This is a genomic window from Corynebacterium sp. KPL4035, from assembly GCF_037908325.1.
Classification (GTDB): Bacteria; Actinomycetota; Actinomycetes; order Mycobacteriales; family Mycobacteriaceae; genus Corynebacterium; species Corynebacterium kefirresidentii.
This window is the reverse complement of the sequence record NZ_JBBMGF010000008.1, coordinates 34688-49916: the sequence shown is the minus strand read 5'-3', so window position 1 is coordinate 49916 and position 15229 is coordinate 34688. Positions and strand designations below refer to the sequence as shown.

Annotated in this window: 11 protein-coding genes and 1 pseudogene; 1 reads left to right on the top strand and 11 read right to left on the bottom strand. The window is 59.0% G+C overall.

The genetic code is table 11. The features are described 5' to 3' along the window. The 11 genes and pseudogenes from aroB to aspS all read right to left on the bottom strand — a co-directional run bounded on the left by aroB (window position 1) and on the right by aspS (window position 13503). Window positions 1–1071, bottom strand: coding sequence for a 3-dehydroquinate synthase (aroB, locus tag WMP96_RS08380; protein WP_340432852.1), 1071 nt, complete (start codon window positions 1069–1071; stop codon window positions 1–3). 64 nt (window positions 1072–1135) lie between these two features. After that, window positions 1136–1671, bottom strand: a pseudogene (locus WMP96_RS08375) (shikimate kinase). Window positions 1672–1674: 3 nt separating this feature from the next. Beyond that, the gene (aroC, locus tag WMP96_RS08370; protein WP_301715716.1) at window positions 1675–2886 is read right to left on the bottom strand and encodes a chorismate synthase; all 1212 of its coding nucleotides are present in this window, start codon (window positions 2884–2886) and stop codon (window positions 1675–1677) included. A gap of 68 nt (window positions 2887–2954) precedes the next feature. Then, window positions 2955–3347 carry a prepilin peptidase gene (locus WMP96_RS08365; protein ID WP_239204059.1) on the bottom strand — a complete coding sequence of 131 codons (393 nt, stop codon included), beginning with the start codon at window positions 3345–3347 and terminating at the stop codon, window positions 2955–2957. A gap of 113 nt (window positions 3348–3460) precedes the next feature. Then, entirely contained in the window at window positions 3461–4288 is an 828-nt protein-coding gene (locus tag WMP96_RS08360; RefSeq protein WP_259824612.1) for a shikimate dehydrogenase, read from the bottom strand. 29 nt (window positions 4289–4317) lie between these two features. Beyond that, window positions 4318–5511, bottom strand: a complete 1194-nt coding sequence (mltG, locus tag WMP96_RS08355; RefSeq protein ID WP_301715783.1) for an endolytic transglycosylase MltG — start codon at window positions 5509–5511, stop codon at window positions 4318–4320. A 38-nt stretch (window positions 5512–5549) separates the two neighbouring features. Beyond that, the gene (gene ruvX / locus WMP96_RS08350) at window positions 5550–6101 is read right to left on the bottom strand and encodes a Holliday junction resolvase RuvX (protein ID WP_023021457.1); all 552 of its coding nucleotides are present in this window, start codon (window positions 6099–6101) and stop codon (window positions 5550–5552) included. 10 nt (window positions 6102–6111) lie between these two features. Then, window positions 6112–8796 (bottom strand): alanine--tRNA ligase, encoded by a 2685-nt coding sequence (gene alaS, locus WMP96_RS08345; protein ID WP_200287435.1) that lies wholly within the window; start codon window positions 8794–8796, stop codon window positions 6112–6114. A 101-nt stretch (window positions 8797–8897) separates the two neighbouring features. Continuing rightward, complete coding sequence (locus tag WMP96_RS08340; RefSeq protein WP_239207642.1) at window positions 8898–10289, bottom strand: replication-associated recombination protein A; 1392 nt, start codon at window positions 10287–10289, stop codon at window positions 8898–8900. A gap of 42 nt (window positions 10290–10331) precedes the next feature. Further along, on the bottom strand, window positions 10332–11546 hold the full coding sequence (locus WMP96_RS08335) for a phosphotransferase (RefSeq protein WP_340432843.1): 1215 nt from the start codon (window positions 11544–11546) through the stop codon (window positions 10332–10334). A gap of 124 nt (window positions 11547–11670) precedes the next feature. Further along, window positions 11671–13503 (bottom strand): aspartate--tRNA ligase, encoded by a 1833-nt coding sequence (aspS, locus tag WMP96_RS08330; protein ID WP_023021453.1) that lies wholly within the window; start codon window positions 13501–13503, stop codon window positions 11671–11673. Between the two features lie 248 nt (window positions 13504–13751). Here aspS and ypfJ point away from each other — a divergent pair, with 248 nt between their 5' ends. Further along, window positions 13752–14630, top strand: a complete 879-nt coding sequence (gene ypfJ / locus WMP96_RS08325) for a KPN_02809 family neutral zinc metallopeptidase (protein ID WP_200287429.1) — start codon at window positions 13752–13754, stop codon at window positions 14628–14630. Window positions 14631–15229: the final 599 nt, after the last annotated feature.

The window sequence follows — 15229 nt, the reverse complement described above, 5'->3', positions numbered from 1 at the left end:
CTACTCCGAAATCGCGGCGTAGGCCGCCTCGAGCTCGTCCAAGTCAGGGCCTTCCAGGCGGGTGGCCTCCCCCACCCCGGTCAAGGCCACAAACCGGATTTGTCCGTCCCTATTCTTCTTATCATGGGTCATGGCCTCATACAGGTCGGCGAAATGGCCTGCCTTATACCGCGTGGGAAGCCCAATGCTGTGCAGGATCCGGCGGTGCTTTTCCACCAGTTGAGCGTCAATGAGGCCGCGGGAATGCGACAGGTGGGCGATAAACATCATGCCCACTGCCACCGCGTTGCCATGGCGCCATTCGTAGTTCTCATGGCGCTCCACAGCATGGCCAAAGGTGTGGCCGTAGTTCAGCGTTTCGCGCATACCTGACTCTTTCAAGTCCTGGCTTACCACGGCGGCTTTTACTGCAATGGAGCGCTCTATTAATTCTGGCAAGAAGCCCTGCGGGTCCACGCAGGCCCCAGGGTTGTCCTCATAGCGTTCCAGAATTACCGGGTCATGGATGAAACCAGTTTTGATAATCTCTGCCGAACCGGCAACGATTTCCGCCGCAGGCAGGGTGTCAAGACGGTCTAGGTCCACAAAGACGGAATTCGGCTCGTGAAAGGCGCCGACAAGATTCTTCCCGGCCGCCGTATTGATGCCGGTTTTGCCGCCCACGGCGGCATCAACCATGGCCAATAGCGTGGTAGGCACCTGGAGAATCTTGATGCCACGCATCCACACAGCCGCCACAAACCCCGCCATATCGGTGGTGGCACCACCGCCTAGGCCGATGATGACGTCACGCCGGTTAAAGCCGTTCTCCCCCAGCTTGTCCCATACACCGCCAACGACGCTGAGCTGCTTGGCCGCCTCAGCATCGGGAACCTCAATGAGCACGGGCACGACCCCCTGGGTCCCAACGAGTTCCGCTAGGTGCTCGGCGGCGGCGCGCAGCGGCGGTTGGAAGACAATGCCTGCCCGGCTAGCGCCAATCTCCGCGCAGCGCTGCGCGATGTCTTCATTGAGACCGGCGCCAATGCGAACTTTATAAGGCTGCGGTCCATTAACGGCAATGGTGGGCATGGTGGTCCTTTCCGTTCGCCGCCGAGGCAGTGTGGCGAGGAACAAGTACGAGCGCAGCGGGCAGCTAAAGGGTATCGAGGAAACCGAGAATATCGCCTACTACCTGCTGCGGGGTTCGGGTATCTGTGCGCACTCGATAATCGGCAACCTCCTGGTAATACGGGCGCCGCACGTCCACTAGGTTTCGGTAATGTTCGAGGGGGTCAGCGGCTGCAAGAACCGGCCGATTGCTATCACCGGAGGTGCGCCTTGCTCCTTCTTCAGGGGAAATATCCAAAAAAAAACCGTGTGCCGCTCCAGGAGGTCACGAGTGGACTCCGTGAGCACTGCCCCGCCGCCGAGACTTACGACCCCATCGGTACGCAACGCGGCCGCAACGTGTTGCGCTTCAAGCGCACGGAAGTCCTGCTCACCGAGCTCGCTAAAGACTTCCCCGCAAGGCTTTGCTTGTGCCTGTTCAATAAGGTGGTCAGAGTCAGTAAATTCACAGCTCAGGGCATGGGATAGGCGGCGGCCAAGTGTGGATTTACCCGCGCCTGGCGGGCCAACCAAAACAACGCGTGGGCGGGGTTGGCCCGTAACGGCGGTTGGGGTGGTCATAACTTACTCCTGGTCAAAAGCAAGGCGGTCCGAAACGTATCTATCATACGCGGCAATAGCCTGAGAGGTTTCTTCGAGGCTATCTCCGCCGAATTTCTCAAGCACAGCGCGCGCAAGAACAAGGGCAACCATGGCTTCTGCTACGACGCCGGCCGCCGGAACCGCGCAGACATCGGAGCGCTGGTGAATGGCAGTTGCCTCGGCGCCGGATTCCATATCAATGGTGCGCAATGCGCGCGGGACGGTAGAGATTGGTTTCATCGCCGCCCGCACACGAAGCTGCTGCCCATTAGTCATGCCGCCTTCGAGGCCACCTGCGCGATTGGTGAGGCGGGAAACGCCCTCAGCGGTACGCACCATTTCATCGTGAGCAGCGGAGCCGCGCCGACGAGCCTCTGCGAAGCCATCACCGATTTCCACTCCTTTGATAGCCTGAATGCCCATCAAAGCGCTGGCTAATTGCGCATCCAAACGGTCATCGCCGGAAATGTGCGAGCCCAGTCCAATAGGCAGGCCATCTACCACGACTTCGACGATGCCGCCCAAGGTATCGCCTTGTTTCTTGGCGGTTTCGATTTCTGCAATCATGGAGGCCTCTGCCTCCTTATCACAGGCGCGCACGGGTGAATCATCGATAGCCTCGATGTCCGCGAACGCCGGCGCAGGGCCCTCATAAGGCTCAGAAGCCCCAATAGAAATGACGTGGGAGAGTACCTCGATGCCGAGGGTCTCGCGCAGGAAGTTGCGCGCGACGGTAGCGGCAGCCACACGCGCTGCAGTCTCACGCGCGGAGGAACGCTCTAGAATGGGGCGCGCTTCACTATGGCGGTATTTCACCATTCCGGCAAAATCCGCGTGGCCTGGACGCGGCCTAGTCAGGGCTGCACCTCGTCCAGAATTCATGGCCTGTATATTTTCTTCATCGTCCATATCCAGTGGATCGGCCGACATGATGGTGGTCCACTTCGGCCACTCCGTATTGCCAATCATTATGGCAATAGGGCTACCCAGAGTCAGCCCGTGGCGGACTCCGCCCAGCACGGTAACCTCATCAGCCTCAAACTTCATGCGGGCGCCACGGCCGTAGCCAAGGCGGCGCCGGGAAAGCTGATGCGAAATATCGGCGCGGGTAATTGGGACCCCGGCGGGCATGTGCTCCAGCAGAGAAATAAGAGCCTGGCCGTGGGATTCACCTGCAGTAGTCCAACGAAGCATGCGGGTATTATCGCACGATGAGGCCAATCCGGTATGAACTTGGCCCCGCAATATATTCTTCCACCCCCTCAAAAAGGGTAAACACAAGCCACGACGAGTGCCGCCGCCAATAACATCGCGGGGCCATGCGCGCTTTCTTTCTGCCCAGCACACACAGACCAGACGAACGTTAACAGGGACGCGCAGCCGCTCGCCGCCACCACCCCTATGAACCCAGCAGCATGCCCTACCAGCATCCCTAAGGGCACGGCCAGCTTAATATCGCCGCCGCCCACCCCTGTATGGGCCAGCCCAAGCACGAGATATATCCCCGGCCACCACAGCCCGCCCCAGTTGGCAAGTACAAGTGACAACGCAGCGGCTGGCAGCGTCAACCAGTCGGGCAAGCGGCGATGCCGAAAGTCCCACCAAGACAGTGCCGCGGCCCAAAGGCAATAAACAATTCCCCCAAAGATCAACACGGGACTTAGAGTAAAGCGAGGTACCGCCTAGCGCTCGAGGCTTCCACTCAGAGGGCGAATTGTGCAGCGTGAGCCAGACGCGAAGGATAGCCCGCACTTGTCCAGGCCTCGTTTTATTTGACAGTTTGCGACCGCCGCTGCAATTCCTCATTCAATGCATTTAGCATCTCTTCCCGCGGTGCGGCCACCCCGGTAAATTGCTCGAACTGGCTAAATGCTTGATATGCGAGCATGACATGTCCGCCGACGGACTTGTACCCGTTGGCCGCCGCGCACGTGGTCAGCGGCGTGGGCCAGGGATCATAAATGACGTCGAGCACCGGTGCGTGGGCGATGTCGAAGACGCAGTCCTCCACCGCAGCGGCGGGAACGGTGGATACAATGACATCGGCTGCGCGAGACAGTGCAGATAGGTCACCATCGAAACCGGTGAAAGAAAGCTCCAGTCCCAGCTCTTGGGCAAGTGGCCGTAGCTCGGCGCTACGGTCCGAGCGATTGAGCACGGTGACGGTAGACACTCCGCGCTCAGCCAGCGCCCACAAAGCTGGACGCGCTGTGCCCCCAGCTCCAATGAGCATCGCGTGCCGTGCGGGGGAATCCCCCAAAAGTTCTATGAGCGCGCCACGCACGCCTTCGGTGTCGGTATTGTCTGCAAACCACCCTTCTTCTTTACGCACCAGGGTGTTTGCGGAACCTATCAGCTGTGCGCGCTCGCTTACGGTATCCGCAAAGCGGAGGGCGGCGAACTTACCCGGCATGGTGACGGAGAACCCTACGAACTCAGGGGTACTCCCCCTCACCAGATCCGGCAAGCCCTCCGCAGCCGTTTCAAAGCGGGTGTAGTCCCAACCTTCGAGCCCGGCAGCCTCGTAGCCAGCATTGTGGAGCACCGGAGACAGTGAGTGCTCGATGGGGCTACCAAGGACTGCCGCACGTGGCATCGGTTCTACCTCTTCGTGGTTTTGCGACTTTATTTGGCGGGCTGCTCGGCAGCGGCGTCGCCGTTGCCGGAACCAGCGCCCTCCCCTTCGCGCTTGGAGTCAAGCACGCCGGAGCGGATGGCGTCATCAACGCGGCCCAAGTGCTCATCGTAGGTATCGGAGAAGACGGTGGTGCCTTCTTCGTCCACGGTGACAAAGAACTTCCAATTGCCCTCAGCAGGCTGCTCCATGGCCTTGATTGCATCATCCGAAGGAGAAGAAATCGGGGTATCCGGCAGGCCCTCCTTTGCGTAGGTATTCCACGGAGTCTTCTCCTCACGGGCCTTATCGGTGGTGGCCAGCTCAACGTCTTCCAAGCCATAGTTCACGGTGGAGTCAAACTCCAAGCGCATCGGCTCGTCCAGGCGGTTGAGGATGACGCGGGCGACCTTGTCGAACTCACCTGCTGGCGCCTCGCGCTCCACTAGGGATGCGGAAGTAAGCAGCTCATAAGGGCTCAGACCGATAGCCTGGGCGCGTTCTTCGATCTTGGTCTCGTTGTAGCGCTTGGTAGAGCGGGTAATGAGGTCCTTCAAAATATCCTTGGCCTCCATATTGGGGTCCAGGACGTACTGGCCTGGAGCGATAAGGCCCTCAATGCGCTTAGGATCGTTGCCGCGCTTGTTGATGGCCTCGAGTGCCCACTGTGGCGCACCCAGCTCAGCAGGATCAGTTTCCGCAGCGACCTTTTCTAAGTCTTCCTTCTTCAGGCAGTTGCCATCGTTGCAGCTGACCTCAGAAATCAAGGAGTAGATGCCATAACGAACGTCTCCACCAACAACCTTGACGTCCTCCAAGGTTGCGCCGCCTTGGACTTCGAGCATGTCGACGCGGTTATTCTTATCCAATAGCGCCTCTACCGCGGCGTTGGCACTCATCTCTTCCTGCAGACGGTAGAAGCCAGGTTGGATTTGGCTTGCGCTATGGTTCATAGACGCAGCAGAGTCAAAGGCGTCTTGGGTCTTGACCACATTCTTTTCCACCAGTGCAGGACCGAGCTCGGACATCGACGAGCCTTCCGGCACCTCCACCAGCTGGGTGGTACCGTTGCCGGTTCCCTCATAATCGGCAGAGGTATTGCCGAGACGGAATCCGATGTAGATAAGGGCACCAAGGATAACGATGATCGACGCAATGATAACGGCAATGCCGCGCTGGCGGCGCTTGACGTGTTTCGGCTCCATCGATCGACCGAGACGTTCTTGATTACGGCTCACTTGTTTTAGTCTCCTGAGTTTGAAGGCTGATCTATTGCATCCCTTGGACGGAGAGCGTTTGCACGCCCGTCCAACCATGTCTGCAATATCTCCACCGCTGCTGCTTGGTCGATGACTTTACGGCCCTTCTTCTCGGACACGCCTGACGCGCGCAGCGCGGTGGTCGCTGCCACGGTAGTCAAACGCTCATCAGCCAAACGTACTGGTGGTGGAACTTTATCCATATTTGCATTTCGATTCAACCGACGGCGGATCCGAAACGCAATTTCTTTAGCATGTTTTACGCTTTTTGAGCCATTTCCCTGCAAATCTCGTGGCAGCCCCACGATGACCTCGACCGCCTCATAAAAATCAATCAATTCTAGGATCCGGTCGATATCACCCTTATCGCGGTCCTTAAACCCGGTTTCGCGGTGAACGGTCTCCACTGGGGTGGCCAGCGTTGCTTCCCTATTGGACACTGCTACGCCGATGCGCACAGTACCGACGTCAAGCGCGAGCCGGCGGCCCTGCCCCGGATCATCAACCCCGGGGATATCTGGTTCCACTTGTGCCACGTTCGAACTCCTACAGGGACTCGAGCATATCCTCGACGGCGGCAAAGCCGCGCTCTGCACCTGCAGCTGAAGAACCGGAGCCCTGGGCCATGTCCGGCTTACCGCCGCCGCGGCCATCAACGTACTGGCCAAATTGCTTGACGACGTCCCCGGACTTCACACCGCGTTCGACGGCCTTGTCGGTGGCTGCCACGATGAACGGGAACTTGCCCTTGTCCTGGGCGCCCAAGACGATGACGGCTTCTTCCTCGCGCAGGCGGTTACGCAGGTCCGTAGCCACGGTGCGCAGGTCCCCACCGGTGGTTCCATCCGGCAACGTCAGCGCAATAACCTTGAAACCATTGATGTCCTTGGCGGCGCCGACGAACTCGGAGGCACGCGCAGCCAGCTGCTGCTTGCGCAGGGTTTCGATTTCCTTTTCTGCTGCCTTGAGCTTCTCAGATAGCTGAGCAATGCGCTCAGGCAGGTCCTCGGTCTGTACCTTAAGCTCGCGGGAGACTCCTTCCACCAAGGCGGTTTCCTTGGAGTAGTAACGGAAGGCATCCATACCGGAGTAAGCCTCAATGCGGCGAGCGCCAGAGCCTACGGAAGATTCACCCAGCACGGAAACCGGGCCGATTTCAGCGGAGGATCCCACGTGGGTACCGCCGCATAGCTCGATGGAGAACGGTCCGCCGATTTCTACCACGCGGACTTCCTTGCCGTAGTTCTCACCAAAGAGCGCCATGGCGCCCATGGCCTTAGCCTCTTCCAAGGAGGTCTCGATGGTGTTGACGGCAAAATTGGAGTCAATTGCCTGGTTGGTAATCAAGGCAATTTCTTCCAGCTGGGCCTGGCTGAGCTGTTCGGTGTAGTTGAAGTCAAACCGTAGGTAACCCGGGCGGTTCATAGAACCAGCCTGTACCGCGGTGGGGCCAAGCACCTGGCGCAGTGCGGCGTGAATGAGGTGCGTAGCAGAGTGAGCCTGGGTAGCGCCGTGGCGCCACTGCTCGTCGACGCCCGCCTCAACCGACATGCCCAGGTCTAGGCCGCCAGCCGTAACCGTGGCTTTGTGGACCCACAGCTTCTTGCCAATCTTTTGGACGTCATTGACCTCCAGCAAGGACTCGCCGGCCACAATGCGCCCGCGATCAGCCATCTGGCCGCCCGCCTCGGCATAAAGTGGGGTGTGGTCCAAAATGACCTCGACCTCTTCACCCTCGTGGACTTCATCGACCTTTTCTCCGCCGCGGACAAGGCCGATCACGCGGGCGTCGGAAGTAAGCTCCTCGTAGCCGGTGAAGACGGTGGGGTTATTGTCTACCCAGTCGCGGTAGAGGGAAAGGTCAGTGTGCCCGTGCTTCTTGGCCTGGTTATCGGCCTTGGCGCGGCGGCGCTGCTCACCCATGGCATCGTTGAAGCCATCCATGTCCACCTCAAGGCCCGCTTCCTGGGCCATTTCCAGCGTCAAGTCGATGGGGAAACCATAGGTATCGTGCAACTCAAAGGCCTTCTCACCAGGCAGGACCTTTGCGGTCTTCGCGCGAGAGGTGGACTTGAGCTCCTGCACGGCATCGTCGAAGAGGCGGGTTCCGGACTCCAGAGTCTTGAGGAAGGCCTTTTCTTCGTTGACGGCCACGCGCAGAATGCGCTCACGGTTGTCCGCAATCTCCGGATAAGACGGAGTCATGGTATCCATGACCGTGTTCATGAAGCGCTCCATGGTGGCACCGGTAGCGCCCAGCAGCTTGGCGGAACGGATAATGCGGCGCAGCAGGCGACGCAGGATATATCCGCGGCCCTCATTGCCCGGGGTTACGCCATCCAAGATGAGCATCATGCCGGTGCGGGAGTGGTCCGCTACCACTCGGAAGCGGATATTGTCTTCCTGAGAGGCTTTATCGCCGTAGGTGGCACCGGTAAGTTCCTCAGCTACGTCAATGACTGGACGCAGCAGGTCTGTTTCGTAGACGTTGTCTACGCCCTGCAAAATGCAGGCCACGCGCTCGATGCCAAGGCCAGTATCGATGTTCTTCTTGGGCAGCTCGCCAACGATTTCAAAATTGCCCTTACCAATGCCCTCGCCGCGTTCGTTTTGCATGAAGACCAAGTTCCAGATCTCCATGTAGCGGTTATCATCGGCAATGGGTCCGCCGTCCTTGCCGTACTCAGGACCGCGATCGAAATAAATCTCGGAGCACGGGCCACATGGTCCAGGGATACCCATGGACCAGTAGTTATCCTCCATGCCGAGGCGCTGAATGCGCTCTTCAGGAACGCCAATCTTATCGCGCCAGATTTCGGCGGCCTCATCATCATCCAGGTACACCGTCACCCACAAGCGTTCTGGGTCTAGACCAAAACCGCCCTCCTCAACGGAGCGGGTAAGCAAGGTCCAGGCATTGGTGATGGCACCTTCCTTGAAGTACTGGCCAAAGGAGAAGTTTCCGGCCATCTGGAAGAAGGTGTTGTGGCGGGTGGTAATGCCCACCTCTTCAATATCCAGGGTGCGCACGCACTTCTGGATAGAAGTGGCGAGCCCCTTGGCAAAGGGTGGGTTCTGCTGGCCCAGGAAGTAAGGCTTGAATGGGACCATGCCCGCGTTTACGAAAAGCAGGTTAGGGTCATCCAGGATCAGCGAGGCACTTGGTACCGCCTCGTGACCAGAATTGACGAAGTGCTGGGTAAACCGTTCCCGGATCTCATGAGTCTTCACGAGCAACAATCCTAACTGTATGAGCTTTCATCTTCTATCGAGAAGTTTCTAACCCGCCCAACTTTACCCTTCGCCGCACCGCATTTTCCCTTGGGTAGGTATCAGCGCGGCCGGCGAGCGTTTTTACCGGGAGAACGCTTGCCGCGAATAATGCTGCGCAAGCGGCCTATATAGTCATAAACGCGCTTTTCAGCTCCATGATCGGTGGGTTCATAATATACGGAGCCTTCCAACTCATCGGGCAGGTATTGCTGTTCTACTACGCCGCGGGGATCATCGTGGGGGTAAACATAGCCCACGGCATTTCCCATCCGCTTTGCGCCCTCGTAGTGTCCATCGCGCAGATGCGCCGGCACGTGGCCCACCTTGCCGGCGGCCACATCTGCCTGGGCCTGCGTGATGGCGGAGATTACTGATGGAGACTTCGGCGCGGTGGCCAGATGGATGGTGGCCTGCGCCAAGGGAATTCTCGCCTCCGGCATTCCGATGAGCTGTGCGGCCTCGGCCGCCGCCACAGCTACCTGGAGCGCAGTGGGATCGGCCATACCGATGTCTTCGGAGGCATGCACTATGAGCCTGCGCGCTATAAAGCGCGGATCCTCTCCCGCTTCCACCATGCGGGCTAGATAGTGCAGCGCAGCATCAACATCGGAACCACGAATGGATTTAATAAACGCAGAGACCACATCGTAGTGTTGGTCGCCGTCGCGGTCATAGCGCACGACCGCCTTATTGACGTTGTCTGTGACCGTCTGTGCGGTAATTTCCCCGCCGTCGGCGACCGCCTCGGCCGCCGCCTCCAGGTAGGTCAATGTGCGCCGCGCATCACCGCCGGCCAAAAGAACTAGCTGCTCCAAGGCCTCGTCGGCGATCCGAATCTTGCGCTCGCCCAAGCCTCGATCGCTTTCTAGCGCGCGCTTGGCGACGCCCCTTAGGTCGTCGTCGCTTAGCGAATGCAGCTGCAAAAGCAGCGAGCGCGACAGGAGCGGCGCCACAACGGAAAATGAGGGATTTTCCGTCGTCGCCGCCACGAGCAGTACCGTGCGGTTTTCCACGGCCGCGAGCAGCGCATCCTGTTGGGTTTTAGAAAATCGATGTACCTCATCGATAAAAAGCACCGTCCGGCGCCCGTGAATGAGCTCTTGCCGGGCGTGGGTGATGACCTCGCGGACCTGCTTCACGCCCGAATCGAGCGCGGATAGACCCACAAAATTCTGCCCCATCTGGCTCGCAATAAGAGAGGCAATCGTGGTCTTGCCAGTACCTGGCGGGCCATACAAAATGACAGAGGCCTCCCCTGAGCCTTCCACTAGGCGGCGCAATGGCTTGCCAGGAGCCAAAAGGTGGTCTTGTCCGACCACTTCATCCAAGCTCTGCGGGCGCATGCGCGCCGCCAGCGGCGATCCTGCGTGGGTGGCAAAGAGGTTCTTCCCAGGCAAAGACGCGGCATTGTCCCCGGGAGTGGGCCCGCCAAAGAGTGAGTCTTGAGACACTAAAACCTACCTCCTAGCAGTGTGCGGGCACATCAAAGTTATCTATTCATCATCCAAGCGACGCGCAATTGCGCTGCCAAACTCTGCGATGGGTGCGCAGGCGGGGCCGTCGCAGCGCGAGGCATAGCGCGACAGCGCCTCAAAGGTTTCGTACAGATCGCGGCGTACCAGCAATTCATCTTCCGTAAACGGCCCGTGATCGGCCGGGCGCAAGATCGAATGCTGCGGATCGTGGAAGACCTCGGCTTCTCCTCTGACCAAGGCCACCAGCCCTTCAATGCCGCCTGCTTGCATGGTGGTCACGCTCGACAGCGCCCAGCCGATTAGTGAAGCCACGATGAGTCCATGGATCTCTTCCGGATCAGAAAACAGCGGCCACACGTCTGCTACCGCACGAGACCAGGCGGAGATAAAAATATCTGCCTCCTCGTCCGTAATCGGCTTAGAAAACAGGAACTGTGGGAAACCGGCAATAACGCAGGCTACATCGAAGCCCACATTGCGGAATCCCGCCCATTCATAATCCAAGAAGTGCAGGTGCTGCGAGACGATAATATTATCTGGAGAAAGGTCAAAGGGGGTAAAGGCCCGGTCTTTTCCGGAGGCCAAAGACCTGGCTGCTTGCCTTGCTAACTCACGGAAGCTTTCGGGGGCTTCGAGCCCCGCCGTATCCAGCAAATCAAGGCCGATTCCGATGGAGCCTTCCAATGCCTCATCACGCACGGATTGGTGCGGGGCCAATTCCGGGTTTTTGCGCAACATGCGGCTAAGCAAGGTTTCATAATCCTGCTCATGCCCGGCGGTCCCCGCATGCATGTGGCCCAGTGCGCTGCCCAGCGAGCGCAGCACTCGGACGCGGTCGGCATCGGTGGATTGAACCAGGACATCGGCAAGCGTTTCGCCCTCTCCTAAGTCCGTCAAAACGATAATGCGCTTATCTAAATCATGAGCGAGCAGCACCGGGCCAGGGCGCACATCTTCAGATAACGCGGTAGTAAATTGATAAGCCACAACCTCACGCAGCATTGCGGCATCATCAACGCCATAGCCTGTGACCGGGTTGTATTTAATGACTACCGAGCGGTGAGGCAGGAAGGCGCCGGGGGCAATCCTTGCGCGCAGGACCATTGCATTGCCGGAGCCGTCCAAGCGCTCGACGCTCGACATCTCCGGGGTGCCACCAAAACGGCGCGACAACATCTCCGAGGCGGCCTTGATGACGTCCTCGGGCGATAGCACAGTATCGTTTTCATCCATAGTTCTATCCAGTATGCCCCCTCACACCAAAGCGGGGTCACAAGTTCGCCCGCAGCGAAAATGGCCACGGCCTACGATGTGCCCCGCACGGTGTGCCTTAACAGCTGAGGTTCAAGCTATCTGCTTACTTCTCCTCAGCAGTCTCTCCCGCAGTGGAACCGGCCTTGTCCTGTTCCTTCTTCTTTTCCGGCTTGTAGTCTACGCCGGTTTCCTTGCGCTGTGCGGCAGGGATTGGCGCAGGGGCGTCGGTAAGCGGGTCTACGCCGCCGCCGGACTTCGGGAACGCAATGACGTCGCGGATGGAGTCGAAGCCGCCCAGCAGGGAGACAATGCGGTCCCAGCCAAAGGCGATGCCGCCGTGTGGCGGGGCGCCATAAGAGAAGGCATCGAGCAGGAAGCCAAACTTCTCCTGAGCTTCCTCGTCCCCAATTCCCATGACATCAAAGACGCGCTTTTGCACGTCTTCCTGGTGGATACGGATGGAACCGCCGCCAATCTCATTGCCGTTGCAGACAATGTCATAAGCGTAGGCGGTAGCCTCGCCCGGGTTCTGGTCAAAGGAATCAATCCACTCCGGCTTCGGGGAGGTGAAGGCGTGGTGGACCGCGGTCCACTTGGAGTGACCCAAAGCGACGTCGCCGGAAGCGGTTGCGTCGGCAGAAGGCTCGAAGAGCGGGGCATCAACAACCCATGTAAAGGCCCAGTCGCCTTCCTTGATAAGGTCCAGCTTCTTTGCAATCTCGCCGCGCGCAGCACCCAGCAGGGCACGTGAAGACTTGGTGTCGCCAGCGGCAAAGAAGATGGCATCGCCTGGCTTAGCGCCGACGTGCTCTGCGATGCCCTCGCGCTCGGCATCGGTAATGTTCTTAGCTACCGGGCCGCCCAATGTGCCGTCCTCACCCACGGTGATATAAGCCAAGCCCTTCGCACCGCGCTGCTTAGCCCAGTCCTGCCAAGCATCGAACTGACGGCGCGGCTGGGAGGCGCCGCCCTCCATAACCACAGCGCCCACGTATTCATTCTGGAAGACGCGGAAGGTGGTGTCCTTGAAGAACTCGGTGCACTCTACAATCTTGATGTCGAAGCGCAGGTCTGGCTTATCAGAGCCGTAGTACTTCATCGCATCAGCGTAGGTCATGCGCGGGATAGGAGTCTTAATCTCGTAGCCAATGAGCTTCCACAGCTCGGTAACGATCTCTTCTGCCAAGGCGATGACATCGTCCTGGTCTACAAAGGACATCTCCACGTCCAGCTGCGTAAACTCCGGCTGGCGGTCGGCGCGGAAATCCTCATCGCGGTAGCAACGAGCAATCTGGTAGTAGCGCTCCATGCCAGCGACCATGAGCAGCTGCTTGAACAGCTGCGGGGACTGTGGCAGTGCGTACCACGTGCCTGGCTTCAAGCGCGCTGGCACCAGGAAGTCACGCGCACCCTCCGGGGTGGAACGAGTCAAGGTCGGAGTCTCAATTTCTGCAAAGTCATGAGAATCCAGCACCTTGCGGGCCGCACGGTTAGCGGCAGAACGCAGGCGCAGGGCCTTCGCCTGGCGCTCACGGCGCAGGTCCAGGTAGCGGTACTTCAAGCGAGTCTCCTCGCCAACCTCACCCGAGGTCGAAGGATCATCAACCTGGAACGGCAGCGCTGCGGATTTATTGAGCACCTCAAGATCCGCGACATTGACCTCAATCTCGCCGGACGGCAGGTTGGGGTTCTCAGAGCCTTCCGGGCGTGGCTCTACGGTACCGGTAACCTTCACGCAGTATTCGGAGCGCAGGTCGTGGGCGCGTTCTGCCACGTCAGATTCACGGAAGACAACCTGGGCGATGCCAGAGCGATCGCGCAGGTCAATGAAGATCACACCACCGTGATCGCGGCGGCGGGAAACCCAACCGGTTAGGGTGACGGTCTCTCCTGCGAGTTCTTTGCGGAGCTCACCAGCTAAGTGGGTACGCAGCACTGTTGTTCAATCCCTTCTGAAAATTGTGTCACTTGCGGGTCCCGCCACGCGTAAACAGCGCGCGCCAAACCAAGCACAAGACTAGGAACGTGCACAATCCTACATCCCTACCGGTACATGCAGCGTAGTAAGGTAGACGCAGCGACGCCCCGGAGGCCTACAAGGCGCGACACTCCCCCTGTTTCCTTGCCCCCTTGTGCACCCATCTTCATCCTGTGTTTTAAGGGGCCATGTGACACTATTTAGACATGACTTTTAGATCTGGTGCCGATTTCGGCGGCAAGGAAGCTCGTTCCGGTGGCGGCGGCGGTGGCATCGCCATCGGCGGTGGCGTCGGCTCGATTGTTTTGGTTGGCCTTTTCCTCCTACTTGGCGGTAACCCCTCAGACTTGGGCGCGATTTTAGGCAATGAACAGTCTCAGTCCGATGGCGCCGCGCAGGGCGATAGCCCAGAATGCAAAACTGCAGAAGATGGCAATACCAAAGATGAATGCCTGGTAGAGTTCACTGGCCGCAGCGTGGACAACGTTTGGTCCAAGGTGCTGCCAGAACAAGCAAATATCCAATACACCGAACCGGAGCGCGTGGTCTTCCACGGTGGCGTTAATACCGGATGCGGCGCGGCATCCTCTTCTACCGGCCCCTTCTATTGCCCACGCGATGAGTCCGCCTACTTCGATACCGAGTTCTTTGATTCCCTGCGCAATTTCGGCGCGGAAAATGCCCCCTTGGCCCGCATGTACATCGTGGCCCACGAGTTTGGCCACCACATTCAAAACCTGGAGGGCACCCTCGGTTTGTCGGACTATAACAACCCTGGCGCCGATTCCAACGCTGTGAAGATCGAGCTGCAGGCTGACTGCTACGCCGGGCTGTGGGCCTCCTACGCCGACAAGGGTGACAATCCCTTGCTAGAGCCCATTACCAAAGAACAGGTCTCGGATGCTGTCGCCGCTGCCCAAGCGGTGGGCGATGACAATATTCAACGCCGTTCCGGGGGCCAGGTCCAGCCTGACTCCTGGACCCATGGCTCTTCTGAACAACGCGAGAAGGCATTCCTCGCTGGCTATAACTCCGGCAAGATGTCCCAGTGCGACACCTTGGAGCGCGGGGCCTACCGCGGCTAAAACTACTTTTGGCCGCCGCCTATCCTCTAAGAGCCTAGACGGACTCGCCACCTCCGCTAGCCATACCGACTGTGCCGGGGCTAGCGGGTTTTCTTATCCCTATCCCAGGGCGCTGCAAGCACTCCGCGCTTGGCGACGCCCTCCCTTTCCACCCTTCTCCACACTGGCACCTATCACTATTCACCTAGCTAGTGCATTCTTGGCCGCTTTCATGACCTCAAAACCCTGCGCTCCATTGTGAACGCAAAGAACTCCTTTCCCACGCCCTCTATTACAAATCAGAGCTCATCGCTCAGCCGCACGCAGCAGTGGTACAGCAGATTTCCACCCTCCGGGACATAGTGGTGTCCCCTCCCGAGACCCTTCGCGTCCTGCAGCCGCATCGATGGGTCGCCGCGGATTGCAGCGATAAGCACAAACTCGATGCCGCCGACAGTGCGGATAGAGCGAGGTATCAAGAGCCCAGCGATCGCGCCATCTTTCTGGCCCGCACGGTAAGTGTGCAGGAACCGATGGATTGCCCATCAGAAACCGATAAGCCTGGGGAACCGCCCGTGCACAGCCGTCATCACAGAACACGGCAAAGTAAATGAGACTCC